The organism is Mucilaginibacter sp. McL0603, assembly GCF_049992945.1.
Lineage (GTDB): Bacteria > Bacteroidota > Bacteroidia > Sphingobacteriales > Sphingobacteriaceae > Mucilaginibacter.
Map to the genome: position 1 here is coordinate 4,236,401 of NZ_CP188251.1, position 17,936 is coordinate 4,254,336.

The window sequence follows — 17,936 nt, forward strand, 5'->3', positions numbered from 1 at the left end:
TACGCTGGTCGGCCCTCCATTTTGCTTGCAAAAGGGAGGGCAAAAAAAGAAAGAGATCTTAATTTAAGAACATTGCCGGCGGAGAGACTTATACAATGCCCTCCCTTCTGGGGAGGGTTGGGTTGGGCTAAAATGGCAGTCCTATACCGAAGTTGAGTTGTAGAAAATTAAAGTTATCAGTGTTAGTTTGCTGGTACTCCTTTTTAAATTCCCCCGAATGGAATAATTCGTCAAAGTGTTTAATCAACACCCATTGATCTGCTCCGGTAAACTCAGGATCTTTAAACTTGAGCGCGGCATCAAACCTGAAAATGAAAAAGCCGAGGTCGAAGCGCAAACCTGTTCCTATACCTATAGCTGTCGACTGAAAAAAGTTATTGAATTTAAATTGGCCGCCCGGGGTTTCAGGGTCGTTATGTAATCGCCATACGTTACCGGCATCAATAAAGAATGCACCTTTTAACTTTGATCCGAAAAAATTATCAGCGAGTTTGTACCTGTATTCAGCATTGGCTACAAACTTTATTTCACCATATTGATCAAGATATTTTAAGCGAAGCCTGGTAGTGTCTGCCGTCGGTCCTACACCATAACTTGCCCTGTTAAAATTACCCGGACCAAGAGTGCGTGGTAACCATGCGCGGATATCGTTTGCCCCGCCTGTATAAAAGTTCTTTTCAAATACCAGTTGTGTACTATTCCCGTATGGAATCCCAATTCCGGGATTAAGACGGAAAACCAATTGCTGTTCACCTCCGAGGCTTTTGTAAAATCGCAGATCAATCTCAGCCTTGGTATATTGTGCAAAAGTATAACCAAAAATTGTGCGTGCTCCGGATGTATCTCTGGGGGTATTAAATATATTACTCAACAGTGAAAGGGTATTGCCGCCTACGTCTAACGCCCCTTTGAAGTATAAAAAATTCTTATATGAATTTAATTTATTGGCATTTAGCTGATAACTATACTGGCTCCCAAATGTAAATACTGTACGGCCTATCAAGTAAACATATGAATAGAAATTCTCTTTCAATAACTGCTCCTTTGCAACCGGATCAATAGTACCTTTTGAAAATTCAATATTTATTGGTGTTAAAGTATGTACCTTATCGGGTGTTTCGGTAAAATCATAGGTAATAGAATTGGAAATCCCCTCGCGTTCAACCAAACCTTTTTGAAAAAACAGGGAGTAATTACTTGAAAAAGTGGTATGGGGCACACCGTATTTACCTAATATGGGCAAATTAAAAGGAGACAATATTTGCGGATAGGTAACAGTAGCGCCAAGTTTAAACTCCTGGTTTTCAATATGACCGCCTATAGAAGAACCGCTATCGAACAGCGTGCTGTAGTTAAATTTAAGCTGGAATATAGCCGCTGTTTTGAATAAGTTTCTATCTGTGAATGTATTGCCAACGTTAAACCCGTAACGCCCTGCATTAAACAGGAACTCGCCCTCTACCCTGTCTGACATTTGCTTTAACGGCACAATATCAATCTTGCTATTTAGGCGATTCGTACTATCCGGTAATTTCTCGTAGGTGGGATTCGGCACATTTCTAAACACATTAAGTTCAGACAGGCGACTGGTTGTCAATGACTGTTTGTCAATATTATACAAATCTCCCTTCTTTTGGAAAATATAGATAGTAACGATCCTGGGGCCAAATTTTTTGGAGTAATCCACAAACCTGAATTGTGAATCGACCTGCAACGTATCAGGCTTTCCCGGCGTACGGCCATTGCTGCTTGAAATGGTGATCAGCGTATTGTTGATCTTATAAATTGGATGGGATGATTTACCTAACGGGTTATCAATGATCATATTGACATCTGCAATTCCCTTATTATAAGTAGTATCCGAATTAAAAGTGATGTACTGCCTGAAAAAGTCGAAATAACCATTGCGTTTCATCAGCATGAATACTTCGTCCCTTTGAGCAGCAAGACTATCGGTATCAAAACGTCCACCAATCCTTATATGTGAAAGCTTTGCTCTATTAGCCCGATATAAGCCCTGCATTTTTTTATCGGCTATGCTATCAGTAAAATTCCGCACCCTAAACATTGGCCCTTCTGTTGCAGTAAATATCAGTTCTGCTTTTTTCTTTTTTACGCTGATACTATCCGCTACCTTGGCTTTCAGGTATCCTTTGTTCTGCAAAAACTTTTGGATCTGTAATCTTGAAAATTCTACAAGGGAGCTATCCAGCAAATTAGGAGCTTCACCTATATCTCTTTTCCCATTTTTACTGAACCAATAATAAAACTTCAGGTTAAGCCAGTTATTGGGTTGCTGTTCTTTATCAACGTAATTTACAGCAGCTTCTGAAAATTCCTTATCAACACCTTTTATAGTTATCTTCCTTACAAGCGCCTGGTTGGGTTTAAGCCTATGGGTTAAGCTGCAGCCGGTGACCAGAAAGATGAGTAAAATACTTAATATTGTAAGGCGATAACCTTTAGGTTTTATATATGCTTTCAAAATCTCAGATCAATTTACTAAAGTCATTACAACATAAAAAGTTTCGCCGCGAACACGGGCTTTTCCTGGTTGAAGGCCATAAATCAATAGCCGAATTCATTAATTCTGCATACCAGATAGAGGCTGTTTACCATACCAACGCATTCAGCCCAAAAGTGCTGAAATTATCCCAAAAAATAAACTTATGTGAAATTTCTGTTACAGACCTGGAGAAGATCAGCAGCTTAAAAACTCCGCAGGAAGTAATAGTATTGTTAAAGATACCTCAATGGCCTGTTCTTAAGCACGAACAGCTAAAAGGAAAATTCTCATTAGTGCTTGATGGCATACAAGATCCGGGTAATTTGGGTACGATAATTCGTATTGCCGATTGGTTTGGTATCGAAAACATTATCTGTTCGGATGATACGGTAGATGTATATAATCCAAAAGTAGTGCAAGCCTGTATGGGCTCCTTGTCAAGAGTAAAAGTACATTATACATCGCTCATTGGACTTTTGGGCCAAATAAAACTGCCTATATTTGGCGCATTGCTTGATGGTGAAGATATTTATAATACCAACTTTGGCAGCGATGGACTCGTAGTAATGGGGAATGAAGGCAATGGCATGCGCCCCGAAATACAAAAATTGGTAAATAAAGCAGTCACTATACCACGCATTGGCGGGGCCGAATCATTAAATGTGGCTATAGCTACTGCACTTTTCTGTTCAGAAATAACCAGAAAATGAAATAATAAACTTGGCATGCAATAAATAATTTACTATTTTTGCACTCCTTAAAAAGGGTCGGGTGGCCGAGTGGCTAGGCAGAGGTCTGCAAAACCTTTTACAGCGGTTCGAATCCGCTCCCGACCTCAAGGTTTAAAAAATTAAAATTACAACACCATGGGCGTTACTCGTTTAAAAAGAAAAGACAGAAAAAATAAAACTGTATCCCGTTTAGAAGTACAGGCTCTTAAGCTTGCTACCAACATCGAACAGGGAAGCCGTTCTGCTGAACCAAAAAACAGCCAGATCGCTAAAAACAATGCAGCTTTAGATAAGGCTTTAGGAAAATAATTCGCCCAGGGGGTTCGAATTTTCAAGAACTATAAATCCTGTTGGTTTATGCCGACAGGATTTTTTTATTGATTCTTTTTACCAGGCCGGGACCTTCATAAATAAAACCGGTATAAAGTTGGATAAGCGATGCCCCGGCTTTCAATTTCTCCATAGCATCTTCAGGCGAATGAATTCCACCCACGCCTATTATCGGAAATGCGCCATTTGACTTTTGCGACAAGTACCGTACCACTTCTGTAGATCTCTTAGTTAAAGGCTTACCACTTAGTCCACCTGCTTCGCCGCTCAATTTCTCTGATTTTAGCCCATCGCGTATAATGGTTGTATTGGTAGCTATAACACCAGCAATACCTGTTTCCTTTACAATATCCACGATATCATCCAATTGCTCATTAGTAAGATCCGGCGCTATCTTCAATAAAATAGGCCTGCTTATACCGTTCTTAGCGTTACGCTGTTGTAAGGTGTTCAATATCTTAGTTAAAGGCTCTTTTTCCTGCAATGCGCGTAGTCCGGGCGTATTGGGGGAGCTTACATTCACTACAAAATAATCCACCACATCAAACAATCTGTCAAAACATTTAATATAATCTTTAACGGCATCTTCATTATCAGTCACCTTATTCTTACCGATATTGCCGCCTATCATCAGTCCTTTTTGGGCTTTTGAATTACGCCGATAAGCGGCTATCCTTTCAGCAGCCACATCCATTCCCAGGTTATTAAAACCCATACGGTTGATGAGCGCTTTATCCGCCGGAAGGCGAAACATTCTTGGTTTTAAATTGCCGGGCTGCGGCAAGGGTGTTACTGTACCAACCTCCACAAAACCAAAACCAAGGTTACCCATTTCGACGATCAGTTCGGCATTTTTATCAAATCCTGCTGCAAGCCCTACCGGGTTTTTAAATTTCAATCCGAATACTTCTCTTTCAAGCTCTTCATCCTCTATATTCCATAACATCCTGCTGAATGCCGCACCGCCCGGAAAACGATTAAAACGTTTCAGGTTACGTGTAACAAAGTAATGCATCTTTTCAGGATCAAACAGAAACAACAGTGGCTTTATTAACTGATACATGCCGCGAAGTTAACAGTTTGAATGAATAAGCTCAAAGGAGAAAGCGCAAAGCTGAAAGCTCATATAGTATATTATTACATTGAAACCAAAAAGCTTTCGGCTTTGGTCTTTAAGCTTTCAGCTTAAAAAAGTATCTTTGCGCGCAAATGATAGCTATTAATAATCTTACGTTCGAGATCGGTGCGCGGGCATTGTATGATGAGGCCAACTGGCATATTAAACCCGGTGAAAAAATAGGCCTTATCGGGGCCAATGGTACAGGCAAAACCACACTGCTTAAAATTATAGTTGGCGACTATAAACCAACTTCGGGCACTATATCCATGGCTAAGGACCTTACCATGGGTTATCTTAACCAGGATCTGCTATCCTACTCTTCTGATAAAAACATATTGCATGTAGCGATGGAGGCTTTTGAGCGTCAGAATCAATTGCATGATGAGATAGAAGTACTGTTACAAAAACTTGAAACAGAATACACTGAAGATCTGCTGCACAAACTCAGCGATAAACAACACGAGTTTGAAGTACTGGACGGTTATAATATTGAGTATAAGGCACACGAAATATTAGCCGGTTTAGGTTTCAGTGAACCAGATACACACCGCAAACTGAGTGAATTCTCCGGTGGATGGCGTATGAGGGTGATGCTTGCTAAAATATTATTACAGGCGCCAGATATATTATTACTGGATGAGCCAACCAACCACCTTGACTTACCATCCATTGTATGGCTGGAAGATTATTTAAAGGCATTTGAAGGTGCAATAGTTATCGTATCACACGACAGGTGGTTTTTAGATAAGGTGATCAACCGTACAGTGGAATCACGTAAAGGCAAATTGACTGTTTATGCAGGCAATTATTCTTTCTATTTAGAAGAAAAAGCGTTGCGCGAAGAAATACAGCGTGGTGAGTTTAAAAACCAGCAATCAAAAATTAAGCAGGAAGAACGTTTGATAGAGCGTTTCAGGGCCAAAGCCTCAAAAGCGAAAATGGCCCAATCGCGTATTAAAATGCTCGATAAAATGGATCGCGTGGACGACGTGGATGATGATAATCCGTCAGTAAATTTCAGTTTTCGTTTTTCAAAACAATCAGGTCGCCATGTAGTGACGCTTGATCATATCACCAAAAAATATCCCTCTATTGATATTTTGACGGGCGCTGAAGCAGTTATTGAAAAAGGCGATAAAATTGCTCTGATAGGTGCTAACGGTAAAGGTAAATCTACCCTGTTGCGTATCATTGCCGGAGCTGATAAAGATTTCGCAGGTAAATCTGAAACCGGCCATAACGTATCACAAACGTTTTTTGCACAGCACCAGTTAGAAGCCCTGCATCTTGAAAATACTGCCTTACAGGAACTCCAGTCATTTGCACCGAAACATACAGAAACAGAGCTGCGCACAATATTGGGTTCGTTTCTATTTACAGGCGATGATGTATTTAAAAAGGTCAAAGTATTATCCGGAGGTGAAAAATCGCGCGTTGCTTTAGCTAAAGCGCTAACTGCCGATGCCAACTTCCTTGTACTGGATGAGCCTACCAATCACCTGGATATAGCATCAGTAAACATATTGATACAGGCATTACAACAATTTGAAGGCACATTCATCGTAGTATCGCACGACCGTTATTTCCTTGATAATATTGCAAATAAGATCTGGTTCATTGAAGATCAGCAAATAAAACAATACCCGGGTACTTATGCAGAGTTTGATGTATGGAACAGCAAACGCAAGCTGGAACCTAAAACTCCCGCCCCTGCTCCTCAACCTAAAAAAGAAGAGAAGAAAGAGCCTGTTGCGGTTAAGCAACAACCTAACGATGAAAAGTCGAAACAGCTTAAAAAATTGAATCAGGATCTGACCAGGATGGAAGAGCAGATAGGCGACCTTGAAAAAACAGTAAAACAGCTTGAAGTGCAATTGGCCGATGATAAATTATATACTGATGCCCAAAAAGCCCAGGATGTAACTGAAACTTATCAGCTGAAGAAATTGGAGCTAAAAGAGGTGCAGACAAAATGGGAAGCCTTAGCTGAACATATCCTGGAGTTAGAGGCGTAAGCCAGTAGTTAAAGATTAGCGGTAGTGAGATACTAAATGAACAGCCATGCCGTTCAGGTGTTAATAAACCTTTACACAATGTATAAAATGATAAAAAGGATACTTTCTGTCTCTATTATTTTACTTACCGCTTCAATCTCATTTGCCCAATCAGCTTACAATAACCAGGTTTTTCGTCCTGAGATTAAAAGTGTAGAATTTTATAACACTAAGAAGAACCCTTCTTTTCCGCTCATTCGCCTTAATTCGGGCGAGCAGTTGAAATTGGATTTTGATGATCTGAGTAGTGGCAGCCGCAACTATTATTACACTATTGAACATTGCGATGATTCCTGGAATTCATCCAATCTTTCACCAGTAGAATATCTGCAAAATTTCACTGAAGATCAGATACGTGATTATAATTATTCATCAACAACACTGCAAAAATACACGCATTACGATATCAAATTTCCTAATGATAATATCAAACCCAAGCTATCAGGAAATTATGTTTTGAAAGTATATGAGGACAATGATCCTTCAAAAATAGTGCTTGTTCAGCGTTTTTATGTGGTCGATTCAAAGGTTTCCATTATGGCCGAAGTGGTTCCTTCATCAGATAATTCATTAAGGCAGACCAATCAGAAGATCAACTTTCAGATCAATTACGGCGCTTTAAGGGTACAAAATCCTGGTTATGATATCCGTACATTCATCATGCAAAATGCACGCAGCGAGACCGGGCAGCTGAGCAACCAACCATCCAATATACACGGAACATCATTAGTTTATAATGATTTGAGCACAAATGATTTTCAAGGGTTAAATGAGTTCAGGCATTTTGATACGAGGAGTTTAAAGCTTAATTCGGACCGTATTTTACATATTTATCGTGATACAGCCAATACGGTTATCCTGTTGACCGACCCCACCCTTGATCAGCCTAATTATACCTTTTATTATGATAATGGCGGCAACTTTTACATAGGTAACCAGGACGGCAGCAACCCAGCTATTGATGCTGATTATGCGCACATGTACTTTACGTTAGCCAGCACTAAACCAGGCGGCAATGGCTCGGCATATATTGTGGGTCAGTTTAACAATTTCCGTATTGACGAAAACAGCAAGCTTCAATATGATGCAGTAAGAAATCGTTATGGCACACAACTGCTTTTAAAGCAAGGCGTGTATGACTATGCTTACGTTTGGGTACCTAATGGTTCTGATAAACCTGATAATACTTATTTTGAAGGCTCACACTTCGAAACTGAAAATAACTATCAAATATTAGTTTACTACCATCCCGCAGGAGCAAGATGGACAGAGTTGGTGGGTTACCAGGTTTTAAATACCGGCAAAAAATAAAGTGTTCATGCCGTGACACTTAAATCGTCTTCAAAAAGCCCCTTAAAACGTATCTTTGCAAAAAGATCAGCCATGAAAGCCAAAAACCCTAAGGAATCACATACTATAATGAATGAACTGGTATTGCCCAATGATACCAATACATTGAATAACCTGATGGGTGGGCGTTTGCTGCATTGGATGGATATTGCAGCAGCAATTTCGGCACAAAAACATTGCAACCGTATTGTGGTGACTGCTTCTGTTGATAATGTTTCCTTTAAACACTCTATCAAACTGGGCGATGTAGTAACCATCGAAGCTAAAGTAACCCGCGCGTTTACAACTTCGGTAGAAGTGCGTTTGGATGTATGGGCTGAAAACATCCCTTCAGGGACCAAATTAAAGAGCAACGAGGCTTATTATACTTTTGTAGCAGTAGACCAAAGCGGTCGCACCATACCCGTACCTGCACTTGAGCCGGAGACTGAAGAAGATAAAATGCTATATGCCGGGGCACTGCGCCGCCGCCAGCTGCGCCTGATATTGGGTGGAAAAATGAAACCCGATGATGCTACAGAACTGAAAGCTCTATTTTTCGCTGAGCAGAAAGATTAAGCTTTAAGCTTACCGGTTTCCTCTTTTAAGATATTCAGCACATTACCTTCACTCACGTTACCGAAAAGTGATACACCTGCTGCCCCGTTTTTTAACGCGTATTGAATCCCCTGGCGTATTTCATCATCACTCTTAAAATCAGAAAGGTATAAACCCGCATATAATGGAAATGACCCAGCCAAAAAATGCACACCTTCGGCTACCGCATCCCCTATCCAGCTTACCTTTTCTTTATAAAATCCGTGATAGATCATCGGGCAAACAGCATCAAGTCTCCAATTTGTCCAATCCTGGCGCACATTGCGTCGGGCTACCTCGGGCGTTGGAAATACCGCGGCAGTAATGGCCTTATGATGGTTCTTTGCTATGTCAGACAGACTATTTACCACGCGGGTAATATTTCTGTATCGAAACAAACGCCATGACAGGCTGGCTTCAGGAAACTGAATATCAGAAAGCTCAATACCAAAATCGTTTTTAAATTTGGCCCGACAAACATCACAATAGCAAAAATCATATTCGGGCAATTCTTTGGTCTGCTCAATATTGTATTTAGACCAAAGATTTACTGGTAATACCACATCGCAATAACGCACATAATCAAGGTGGATACCATCTACGTAATCTTTATTCAGAATATCATTTACCTGTTGCTCCAAATATTGTTGCACTTCGGGCCTGGATGGACAAAGCCAACGGTAGTAAGTAACATAAGGCGGATGATTCGCACATGACTCTCCATTACGGTTTTTGCTGTACCATTCAGGGTGTGTACCAACTAATTCGGCACGGTTAAAGGTCCATATCCAGCGGTGCGTCTCAATACCCTGTGCTTTTGCTGCACGGAAATGCCTTTCGCTATCAGCCTCAAAAAATATCCCGGTGATACCGGCGGCTTTAAATGCAGCATAACGCGTTTTAAGCTCATCATCCATATCTTTTTGATTAGGATTAGTCCAAACCCAATTCTTCCATTTCTTTTTTTTGCTGGAAGGTAAATGTGCTGCTGCTTCACTTTTTATAGGTAATTGTGTGGCTAATCCGGCTACGATGCTTGCTTTTAAAAATTCGCGTTTATTCATGAGGTTGATTATTTATTCGCTGTATAAGTCCGTCCTGGTTAATGGCCCATGTCGCTTTAGTTTCACTATCTGTTATCCATGCCATAAACTGGTGCCGGGTGGCTTCCAGTTTTAAGATATTATCTTTTTTGTCGATGCCGGCGTGTTCATCAATGCCCAGATCATGCAGCGTTAACGCATATTCATGGTGTCCAATAAACCACTTTTTTTGGCGATAGTAAATTAGCCATAAATATTGTTTCTGCAGTTCAGCATAAGGTAAATTAAACGTTACAGAATTGGGAGTTTTATTACTAAACTGCAGGTAACCCCACCTTTCAGGATAATGCATATTAATAACACCTTGCGGCGACCATACCCAGTTATGTTCGGGTAGTGCTTTTCCTGAACTATCTTTTAATTTAACATAATTGCCATTGACAACTTTTGTATCCCATTCAACACGGGAAAAATTGATCCGCCACATTGTACCGTCGTGTGGTGTGCCAGACCGGAGATTTGAGACAAGCGATTTAAAAGGTATAGCCATTTCAACCGTCCAGCCTTCATCCTTATCAGAGGGATCATTCAAAGTGCCTTGTATCTTCACTGCTGATCTTAAAGCCCTCAAATCCCAGTTACTTAATGGACTACCGCCATCCCGGTAAGGTTTAGTTAAAAGCAGGTCGAAAATCGTATTCAATGGATTTACCTCAACTTCGTAATAAGGTTGGGCGGTATTAGCCGGGTCAATAAAAAATTCAAAATCATTATCATGAAAAATAACATCATCGTGATGCTTCAGGGTGGCCCACACATTCGGTTCGGTTAGCTGAGCGGCAATGTAAAGGCAGCTATCATCCCAAAGCATTTTGATCTTCGTTGGGTATGTGGGTTTAGGCTTTGCCGATCCTTCAATATCAACAAACTCCTTTGTCCAGTTGACCTGCTGCCAAACTAGTTCATTGATGTTACCGTCTATTACAGGTGGGTGGTCAACGTGATAAACCACATAGTTCCCGGGTGTTTCAAACAGGTTTTCCAGTCCCTTGAATGCGGATGATTGTGCATTAACGGTAATTGTATAAAGCAAAATTGCTGATAACGATGCTAATCCCTTCAAGTAATTAACACGTGCTATAAACCATGAACTATTATCCATTAGCTATTAGCCATTTCCAATACCTTATCAAACTCTTCTGGTTTCACAGCGCTTACAGACAAACGGCCCAGGCGCACCAATTCCATAGTCTTCAATGACGGTTCAGCCTTGATCTGTTCAAGTGTTACTGATTTTTTTAGAGATTCAAAAGGAGCAAATTCGACTACCAGCCAATTTGGATCAGTTGTGGTTGGATCCTGGTATGACTCTTTAATAACCTTAGCAATCCCGACTATATCTTTACCCTCGTTGCTGTGGTAAAAAAAAGCCAGGTCGCCCTCTTTCATCGCTCGCAGGTTATTACGGGCAGCAAAATTGCGCACGCCGTCCCACATGGTGCGGCCATCCTTATTGAATTGTTCCCAGCTGTACTTATGAGGTTCCGATTTGATGAGCCAATAGTTCATGATAGTTGATTTTACTTCAGTAAAAATGTGAAAAAGCCCGGAGAAACAGAAATGAACATGATGTTAAAATCGGAATAATTACCCGAAGGCTACGGCTTTAGCCGGCTACCGGTAAAAGACTTGTTACACTTGTGATTTTGCTTTTTGGTGTATATTTGAATGACCTGCTTTAATGTTTAAACTCACAAATAGACTTATCACATAATAAAACCGATAAAAACAAGTTACTGTAAAACATATTATCCCCTTATATATGAGAAAAACCTACCCTCTAAAAAGACTATTATTTGTTTCTGTTTCAGTTATCGTTCTTGCTACAGCTTCCTGTAAAAAGGATAATAATAACCAGGTGAAACCTACTCCTGTAATTACTAATGCTACTCCTACAAAATTTGGGTTATATGAGGCTACTGATTCCATTTATAAATTAGCGTATACCTATGTATCGAAAATAGGAACACTTGATGTTACCAATTCTGATTACTACCTGGTGTTTGATACAGGCTCTGGCGGTTTTGTAATTGACGCCGACGGTATTTTGCCTTCATCTATGATCACCAGTACAGGTTTTAATTTTACGCAGGACTCAACCGTTGTGAACGGGATCACTATTTATAATCAAAAATCAACAATTGAATATGGTGATGATGCGAATACCACAGACAAGGTTTATGGTAACCTGGCCTATGCCAATGTGACCATAGGCGATGATAATGGCAATATCGTTATAAAGCGCCTGCCATTCTTTTTGTATTACAAAGCAGTAGATGGTAACGGCAAGGTATTTACTACACATCATGACTTTGACGTATTAGGCGTGTCCCCCGAATACGATGTTACTTTCCCCAATAATGCCTATATTACAAGTCCTTTTAGTTATTTCGATCCCGGAACAGGCCTCACTAAAGGATTTAAGATGGCAGCCCTGGGCACGAACAATTTTTCGTATGAGGGCACTTATGTGCCTGGCGTAGTTACATTAGGTTTAACTGCGTCTGATCTTTCATCAGCAAGCGGTTTTATAATGCATCAATTAACCTATCGGCCAGGCGATGGTTATGCACCTGTTATTCCAGTATCATTGACTTATAACAATAAGACGGTTGCTACTGATGCAATATTTGATACAGGTACCGAACCTTATAGTTATCTCGAAGACACATCCGCAGCTGATACCACATTACTCTTGCCGAACAACACCAATGTATCACTCTCTAGTACGCAGGGATTTAGCTATACATATACTACGAGTGCTACCGAAAACATTACTTATGTTGAGAATCCTCGGGTATCTCAATCCAACTTTTCCGTCATAAGCCTTGAGTTCTTTTTAAACAATGAATACATGGTTGATTACACTAATCACAAGTTGGGCCTGAAGAATAACTAGGTTATTAATATACTTTACCTGGTTGCTATCACTTTCCCTTTATCGTCCAGTGTTGCAATAACCGGTTGATTTTGTTTATTGATGTATATTTTTAAGCGGGGTGTGCCTTTGTCATCCCGCAAAAATAATCCCACTTCACCATCGGAATCTTTTCCGACAAAAAGCCGTTCTCTACCTAACCATCCCTCGGCACGCACTTTTTTTATACCAGCGTTGTAAGCACCGGTATCTTTTAGATTTTTCAAGGAGTCTACATAGTCAATCAGTCTGCCTGTAGGGAAACGGTCATCCCGGTCCCACAGCTTTAGCCCATAACTTCTATTTAGTCCGCTGGCTTCTTTATCCTGCGCATATTGTACCTGCATGATCTGATCGTTCTTATACTGATCGATGGAATAGGTCATGCTCGCTCCTTTTTTGCTTCCATCATAAACCAGCCCGCCGCACTCATCACCGTCATCATTAAAAAATATCATACCCGCTGGTCTGTCCCGTTTAGGCAGGTCTTTCCCATTATAGGAGCCCGGATGCTGATTTTCGTGATTACTGATCACCATTCTTAATTTACCATCCTGCTCAACTATATTAATTCTGCCGGCTGTTATTTCATTAAAGTGCCCGTCAGTATGCATCATTTTAAATACAGCTGCTATACACGCAATCACAATAATGGTTAATACGATGGCGTATATTTTTAATATCTTAACCTGTTTTGCCAGTTCTTCCATGGTTTTTAGTTTGATGAAGGTTCAATTTTATATCACAGGGAAAATAACTATTTATTCATTCTATATTGATACACAAATAGTAAATATTTTTTGATATTTCTTTTTAAGAAAAAATTGACAATATATCGCCAACAATTTTATCTTTACAGTCGGAAGATAGAGGATATGGGATTACAATTAAGAATAACATTTAATGATACGGATCATACGTATCAGATCATTAACAGTAAGTTGATTGATCAGTATACTACCGAGCTTGAGTTAATGCTGGATGGCGAAAAAGTGGGATTACTGAAGGATAAAGACAGGGGATGGGTACAAAAAGATGGTGATAGTACAATTGACCCAGGCCTTGTATTAGCGTTGGGCCGCTCCGTATCACTGCGATTGCGGATGTAGCGTACTATTAGAGATAGGCAAAAATAAAACGCAAAAAATCAAGGAAGTATCTACTTCCTTGATTTTAATATATAAGCACGCCACGCCAGGCGTAGCGCTATTCAAATCTGGTCAGAATTATCTGCTCCTGCGGTTATCTCTTGAGTAACCACCGCCGCCACCGCCGCCGTAGCCGCCACCACCGCCACGGTTACCACCGCCGCCGCCGTAACCACCGCTGCTTCTGCTGTTGTCTCTGGGCTTTTTATCTTCAGCCTGGTTTACTACAATGTTTCTGCCTGCAACTTCGCTCCCATTCAATTCGGCAATCGCTTTTTTTGCTGCCTCATCATCCGTCATCTCAACAAAACCAAACCCTTTGCTTCTCCCGGTTTCTCTGTCGTTAATAATTTTTGCTGAGCTTACTTCTCCAAATGCTTCGAAGAGTTCTTTTAAATCTGCTTCCTGTACTTTGAAAGGAAGGCTTCCTACGAAAATGTTCATTAATTAAATTTTTAAATAGTTAAGATGCAGTGCTTAACATCACTTTGTAACGCCAATGGGAGTCAATAGTAAAGGTGCACATTTTTTTATTTACTGGGTATAAATTATAAATTAATATTTATAAAAAACTTTATTACTTATTATTTAAGCTTACTCTATTGCCATGTAACAATCTCTCTAAGGGTTTGTTTTAAATTAATGAAGAATTTTAAACATTAATTCTTTCATCAGTTCACCATTGCCCGAATTTGAATCAACGCCCTTACTTTTCAGGTCATATTCGCGCAGCAAACTAATTATTTGCATCGATTTTCCGTAATTATAATTGCGGGCCGCTAATTCATAATCCTTTATAAAATAAGGACTTACACCCAATTCCCGCGCCAGGCCTTGCGGCGACTTGTCTTTGGCATAATGATAAAGCAGCACTTTACTGAAAAAATTGTTCAGATTCCCTAATACCAGCACTATTGGATTAGCCTTTGGGTTCGCCTCAAAATAATTAATGATCTGGTTTACCTTGAAAGGGTCTTTCCTGCTTAATGCAGATTGCAGTTCAAAAACATTGTATTCTTTGCTGATACCAATATTATCCTGTACATGCTGCAAGGTGATCGTTTGCCCAACTGGAACATTCAACATCAGCTTTTCCATCTCGTTAGCAATTTTAGACAGGTCATTGCCTAAATATTCGGCCAGCATAGCTGAGGCTTGCGGATCGATCCGGTATTTTTTCCCGGCAACAAAAGCTTCTATCCACGACGGTATCTTGCTATCATAAAGCGGAGCCGATTCAAAAATGACTCCGTTTTTTTCAATCGCCTTGTACGTTTTTTTGCGCTTGTCAAACTTTCCATACTTATAGCAAAAAATAAGAATTGTACTTTTTAAGGGATTCTCAAGATAATTGAGCAGTGGATTGATGCTTTTTTTATCATCATCGTCCCTCCCCCACTTCATATCCTGCGCTTCTTTTACCAGCACAACCTGGTATTCGGCCATCATCGGGTAACGTTTAGCCGCGTTAAGCACAACCATAATATCAGTATCCTTACCATACAATACCGTTTGGTTAAACCCACGCTCTGCTTCCGAAAGCAGTTGATGCTCGGCATAATTACTTACCTGGTCGATAAAATAAGGCTCTTCGCCATGCAGCAGGTAAAGCGGTTTATACTTGCGGTTTTTGAGGTCTTTTATAATATCGTCGGCAGTCATACTGGAATTCAAAAGTAGTTATTTTTGGGGAAGTTGGAGACGTTGGAAATGTTGTAGTGGTTGTAATGGTTGAAGATGTCGAAAGGGGCGTTGTAAAAACCAATTTAACTTTTATAACATTTACAACTTTTATAACCATTTCAACCCAATCAACTAACTTTGAGGCCATGTTACAGCCACTTGAATTACCCCCCTATCCTTTTAAGATCACTGAGCAAAATGGCCGGCTGACATTGTTTGACGATATCCGTAAAAAACATATCGTGATCACGCCCGAAGAATGGGTGAGGCAGCATTTTGTACAGTACCTCATCAATCAAAAAGGGTATCCGAAATCATTGATCAAACTGGAAGGAGGATTAAAGCTTCATGGAAATGCCCGACGAACGGACATTGTGGTTTTCAATTCTTCGGGTGAAAAGATATTATTGATTGAATGCAAAGCACCTTCTGTTAATATCAGCCAAAAGGTTTTTGATCAGGTTGCCCGATACAATATGGTGCACAAGGTGGCCTTGCTCGCTGTAAGTAACGGCTTAAAACATTACTACTGCCGTATTGATTTTATAAATGAAAAATATCAGTTTATTGAAGCCCTGCCCGATTATAAAGAAATTGCGCTCTAAATAACTGTAGTCACCAGGTTCTGCATTTTTTCACGCAGTTCATCAGGCTTAAACGGTTTTGAGACATAATCATTCATCCCCGAGCTAAATACACGTTCTTTAATATCTAACAGTGCCGATGCAGTTAACGCGATGATTGGCGTGTTGGCTTTTTTAGGGTCGCGTATTTTCCTGATCTCAACAGCTGCATCAAATCCATTCATTACCGGCATCTGCAGGTCCATCAGGATAATATCAAAATTACCATATTGAGCTATCTCTACTGCGCGCTCACCATTTTCGGCAATGGTTGGCGTAATGCCCCACTTAGAAAACAGCTTCTTCATCAGCATCACATTCACCAGGTTGTCTTCTGCTATCAGCACACGGAGGCTGTTCATGCCTTCATTCCCGTTTAATACCAATGGTTGTTTTTCGGCCAGTTCGGTAGCGGTTTCGGTTGAAACAGGGAATTCCAGATTAAATGAAAATTCCGAACCTATTCCCGGCTGACTTAAAACGCTCATTTGTAAACCTTGTAGCTCCAACAGGCGTTTTACTATAGCCAGCCCTAAACCGGTACCTCCATATTGACGCGTAGTAGTTATAGATTCCTGTGTAAAAGGCTCAAATATGGCATCAAGATTTTCTTTTTCTATGCCTATGCCGGTATCTTTAACAGCAAAATCGACTGTAACTGTATTATGCCGATCTTCAAGCTGTGTAACTTTCACCCAAACATTTCCGGTATGGGTGAACTTAATAGCATTACTTATCAGATTGAAAACGATTTGGGTCAAACGGGTCGGGTCACCAAAAAACTCCCTGTTTCTAAGGCTATCATCTATCTCCAATATAAAATTAAGTCCCTTTTCTTCCGCTTTCAGCTTTTGTCCCCCGCATACATTTTGCATCAGCTCAACCAGGTTAAACTTGAGATTTTCAAACACCACTTTGCCCGATTCGATTTTGTTAAAATCCAGTACATCATTTACCAATGCCAACAGGTTATTGGCAGAAAATTTTAAGATATCCAAATTATCTTTCTGATCTGGCCTTGGGTTACCCATTATGAGTAAGTTCGTCATTCCTATCACCGCGTTCATAGGGGTCCGTATCTCATGTGACATGGTAGAAAGGAATTCGGATTTTGCCTGGGATGATTTCTCGACTTTTTCTATTGCTTTCTCAAACTCTACATTCAGGTTTCCCCGCTCTTCGGCAGTAGCTTTCAACTGCTTTATACTCTTGATAAATGCCCGGTAAAAGTGATTTTGAATGAATATTATAAATATAAAATTGGCAAAAATGGCTATGATCATGGTTGATCCGTCTACCACCTTTGGCTTTAAAGGTATAAAGTAGGTATTATCATATTCAAGCACCAAAAATATCAGGATGGGAATCAGGTTAACCAGCGAATAAAATAGTCCGCAGGTTTGCCCGAGCATATAAAAGCTAAATACGATGATCAGAAGAGTGATTTGGGCAGTAACAATATTTACGCTTTGAAGCGTAATAAACACATTGGTAAGATTGACCATGGTACCCAGTACCAGCAAAATATGTGATATGATGCCCCACCTTGGCCTAAATGTTAAATATTTGAACAGGATAAGGATACTTAATAGCAGCATACTTGTGCTGTAGCTGAGTATCTGACGATGCTGGATATAAAGTGTAGCCAATATTGCCGCAACAGTAATAATTGCAAGCCATAAACCATAGTATAGTAAACGTATCCGGGCCTGATCAAGGATGGTCTGATCCCTGGTTAATATTTTATTTACTGAGAAGTTAAAAAAACCTACGTCTCTGTTCATTTACAGGGCTT

At 40.2% G+C, this 17,936-nt stretch carries 17 protein-coding genes and 1 tRNA gene; 9 read left to right on the plus strand and 9 right to left on the minus strand.

The window, feature by feature from the left end:
• Positions 1–127 precede the first annotated feature (127 nt).
• A complete protein-coding gene (locus ACPPVU_RS19405) occupies positions 128–2,485 on the minus strand; it encodes a BamA/TamA family outer membrane protein (RefSeq protein ID WP_426668322.1) in 2,358 nt (785 codons plus the stop codon).
• On the opposite strand from ACPPVU_RS19405, the gene ACPPVU_RS19410 reads away from it, so the two are divergent.
• From ACPPVU_RS19410 to ACPPVU_RS19420, 3 genes are all read left to right on the plus strand, one after another.
• On the plus strand, positions 2,476–3,216 hold the full coding sequence (locus ACPPVU_RS19410) for a TrmH family RNA methyltransferase (RefSeq protein WP_426668324.1): 741 nt from the start codon (positions 2,476–2,478) through the stop codon (positions 3,214–3,216). The genes ACPPVU_RS19405 and ACPPVU_RS19410 overlap by 10 nt on opposite strands.
• Before the next feature lie 55 nt (positions 3,217–3,271).
• Positions 3,272–3,342: transfer RNA gene (locus ACPPVU_RS19415), tRNA-Cys, on the plus strand.
• Between the two features lie 30 nt (positions 3,343–3,372).
• On the plus strand, positions 3,373–3,546 hold the full coding sequence (locus ACPPVU_RS19420; protein WP_426668326.1) for a spore protein: 174 nt from the start codon (positions 3,373–3,375) through the stop codon (positions 3,544–3,546).
• A gap of 46 nt (positions 3,547–3,592) precedes the next feature.
• On the opposite strand, the gene ACPPVU_RS19425 is transcribed toward ACPPVU_RS19420, so the two are convergent.
• A complete protein-coding gene (locus ACPPVU_RS19425) occupies positions 3,593–4,630 on the minus strand; it encodes a quinone-dependent dihydroorotate dehydrogenase (RefSeq protein ID WP_426668328.1) in 1,038 nt (345 codons plus the stop codon).
• 146 nt (positions 4,631–4,776) lie between these two features.
• Between ACPPVU_RS19425 and ACPPVU_RS19430 the strand changes: the two genes are divergently transcribed.
• The 3 genes from ACPPVU_RS19430 to ACPPVU_RS19440 all read left to right on the plus strand — a co-directional run bounded on the left by ACPPVU_RS19430 (position 4,777) and on the right by ACPPVU_RS19440 (position 8,649).
• Positions 4,777–6,702, plus strand: coding sequence for an ABC-F family ATP-binding cassette domain-containing protein (locus ACPPVU_RS19430; RefSeq protein ID WP_426668329.1), 1,926 nt, complete (start codon positions 4,777–4,779; stop codon positions 6,700–6,702).
• An 87-nt stretch (positions 6,703–6,789) separates the two neighbouring features.
• Positions 6,790–8,052 (plus strand): DUF5103 domain-containing protein, encoded by a 1,263-nt coding sequence (locus ACPPVU_RS19435; RefSeq protein ID WP_426668331.1) that lies wholly within the window; start codon positions 6,790–6,792, stop codon positions 8,050–8,052.
• A 72-nt stretch (positions 8,053–8,124) separates the two neighbouring features.
• Positions 8,125–8,649, plus strand: coding sequence for an acyl-CoA thioesterase (locus ACPPVU_RS19440; RefSeq protein WP_426668332.1), 525 nt, complete (start codon positions 8,125–8,127; stop codon positions 8,647–8,649).
• On the opposite strand, the gene ACPPVU_RS19445 is transcribed toward ACPPVU_RS19440, so the two are convergent.
• From ACPPVU_RS19445 to ACPPVU_RS19455, 3 genes are read right to left on the minus strand one after another with little or no spacing between them, the layout of a single operon-like run.
• Positions 8,646–9,731 (minus strand): family 10 glycosylhydrolase, encoded by a 1,086-nt coding sequence (locus ACPPVU_RS19445; RefSeq protein ID WP_426668334.1) that lies wholly within the window; start codon positions 9,729–9,731, stop codon positions 8,646–8,648. The two genes, ACPPVU_RS19440 and ACPPVU_RS19445, sit on opposite strands and share 4 nt — an antisense overlap.
• Positions 9,724–10,872 carry a carbohydrate-binding family 9-like protein gene (locus ACPPVU_RS19450; RefSeq protein ID WP_426668335.1) on the minus strand — a complete coding sequence of 383 codons (1,149 nt, stop codon included), beginning with the start codon at positions 10,870–10,872 and terminating at the stop codon, positions 9,724–9,726. Before ACPPVU_RS19450 ends, ACPPVU_RS19445 begins: the two co-directional genes overlap by 8 nt.
• Positions 10,872–11,279 carry an EVE domain-containing protein gene (locus tag ACPPVU_RS19455; protein ID WP_426668337.1) on the minus strand — a complete coding sequence of 136 codons (408 nt, stop codon included), beginning with the start codon at positions 11,277–11,279 and terminating at the stop codon, positions 10,872–10,874. Before ACPPVU_RS19455 ends, ACPPVU_RS19450 begins: the two co-directional genes overlap by 1 nt.
• A 253-nt stretch (positions 11,280–11,532) precedes the next feature.
• Between ACPPVU_RS19455 and ACPPVU_RS19460 the strand changes: the two genes are divergently transcribed.
• A complete protein-coding gene (locus tag ACPPVU_RS19460; RefSeq protein ID WP_426668338.1) occupies positions 11,533–12,669 on the plus strand; it encodes a hypothetical protein in 1,137 nt (378 codons plus the stop codon).
• 14 nt (positions 12,670–12,683) lie between these two features.
• On the opposite strand, the gene ACPPVU_RS19465 is transcribed toward ACPPVU_RS19460, so the two are convergent.
• Positions 12,684–13,397: a hypothetical protein gene (locus tag ACPPVU_RS19465; RefSeq protein WP_426668340.1), complete on the minus strand. Its 714-nt coding sequence runs from the start codon at positions 13,395–13,397 to the stop codon at positions 12,684–12,686.
• Between the two features lie 114 nt (positions 13,398–13,511).
• Between ACPPVU_RS19465 and ACPPVU_RS19470 the strand changes: the two genes are divergently transcribed.
• A complete protein-coding gene (locus tag ACPPVU_RS19470) occupies positions 13,512–13,796 on the plus strand; it encodes a hypothetical protein (protein ID WP_426668341.1) in 285 nt (94 codons plus the stop codon).
• Between the two features lie 117 nt (positions 13,797–13,913).
• On the opposite strand, the gene ACPPVU_RS19475 is transcribed toward ACPPVU_RS19470, so the two are convergent.
• Both ACPPVU_RS19475 and holA read right to left on the minus strand, forming a co-directional pair.
• Positions 13,914–14,279 (minus strand): RNA recognition motif domain-containing protein, encoded by a 366-nt coding sequence (locus ACPPVU_RS19475; protein ID WP_426668342.1) that lies wholly within the window; start codon positions 14,277–14,279, stop codon positions 13,914–13,916.
• Positions 14,280–14,474: 195 nt separating this feature from the next.
• A complete protein-coding gene (gene holA, locus ACPPVU_RS19480) occupies positions 14,475–15,497 on the minus strand; it encodes a DNA polymerase III subunit delta (RefSeq protein ID WP_426672209.1) in 1,023 nt (340 codons plus the stop codon).
• A 167-nt stretch (positions 15,498–15,664) separates the two neighbouring features.
• Here holA and ACPPVU_RS19485 point away from each other — a divergent pair, with 167 nt between their 5' ends.
• The gene (locus ACPPVU_RS19485; protein WP_426668343.1) at positions 15,665–16,123 is read left to right on the plus strand and encodes a type I restriction enzyme HsdR N-terminal domain-containing protein; all 459 of its coding nucleotides are present in this window, start codon (positions 15,665–15,667) and stop codon (positions 16,121–16,123) included.
• On the opposite strand, the gene ACPPVU_RS19490 is transcribed toward ACPPVU_RS19485, so the two are convergent.
• The gene (locus ACPPVU_RS19490) at positions 16,120–17,925 is read right to left on the minus strand and encodes an ATP-binding protein (protein WP_426668344.1); all 1,806 of its coding nucleotides are present in this window, start codon (positions 17,923–17,925) and stop codon (positions 16,120–16,122) included. The two genes, ACPPVU_RS19485 and ACPPVU_RS19490, sit on opposite strands and share 4 nt — an antisense overlap.
• Positions 17,926–17,936: the final 11 nt, after the last annotated feature.

Bases quoted from the DNA above. Each gene is read 5' to 3' on its own strand.
- ACPPVU_RS19410 (WP_426668324.1), top strand. From the start codon at position 2,476: ATGCTTTCAAAATCTCAGATCAATTTACTAAAGTCATTACAACATAAA.
- ACPPVU_RS19420 (WP_426668326.1), top strand. From the start codon at position 3,373: ATGGGCGTTACTCGTTTAAAAAGAAAAGACAGAAAAAATAAAACTGTA.
- ACPPVU_RS19425 (WP_426668328.1), bottom strand. From the start codon at position 4,630: ATGTATCAGTTAATAAAGCCACTGTTGTTTCTGTTTGATCCTGAAAAG.
- ACPPVU_RS19430 (WP_426668329.1), top strand. From the start codon at position 4,777: ATGATAGCTATTAATAATCTTACGTTCGAGATCGGTGCGCGGGCATTG.
- ACPPVU_RS19435 (WP_426668331.1), top strand. From the start codon at position 6,790: ATGATAAAAAGGATACTTTCTGTCTCTATTATTTTACTTACCGCTTCA.
- ACPPVU_RS19440 (WP_426668332.1), top strand. From the start codon at position 8,125: ATGAAAGCCAAAAACCCTAAGGAATCACATACTATAATGAATGAACTG.
- ACPPVU_RS19445 (WP_426668334.1), bottom strand. From the start codon at position 9,731: ATGAATAAACGCGAATTTTTAAAAGCAAGCATCGTAGCCGGATTAGCC.
- ACPPVU_RS19450 (WP_426668335.1), bottom strand. From the start codon at position 10,872: ATGGATAATAGTTCATGGTTTATAGCACGTGTTAATTACTTGAAGGGA.
- ACPPVU_RS19455 (WP_426668337.1), bottom strand. From the start codon at position 11,279: ATGAACTATTGGCTCATCAAATCGGAACCTCATAAGTACAGCTGGGAA.
- ACPPVU_RS19460 (WP_426668338.1), top strand. From the start codon at position 11,533: ATGAGAAAAACCTACCCTCTAAAAAGACTATTATTTGTTTCTGTTTCA.
- ACPPVU_RS19465 (WP_426668340.1), bottom strand. From the start codon at position 13,397: ATGGAAGAACTGGCAAAACAGGTTAAGATATTAAAAATATACGCCATC.
- ACPPVU_RS19475 (WP_426668342.1), bottom strand. From the start codon at position 14,279: ATGAACATTTTCGTAGGAAGCCTTCCTTTCAAAGTACAGGAAGCAGAT.
- holA (WP_426672209.1), bottom strand. From the start codon at position 15,497: ATGACTGCCGACGATATTATAAAAGACCTCAAAAACCGCAAGTATAAA.
- ACPPVU_RS19485 (WP_426668343.1), top strand. From the start codon at position 15,665: ATGTTACAGCCACTTGAATTACCCCCCTATCCTTTTAAGATCACTGAG.
- ACPPVU_RS19490 (WP_426668344.1), bottom strand. From the start codon at position 17,925: ATGAACAGAGACGTAGGTTTTTTTAACTTCTCAGTAAATAAAATATTA.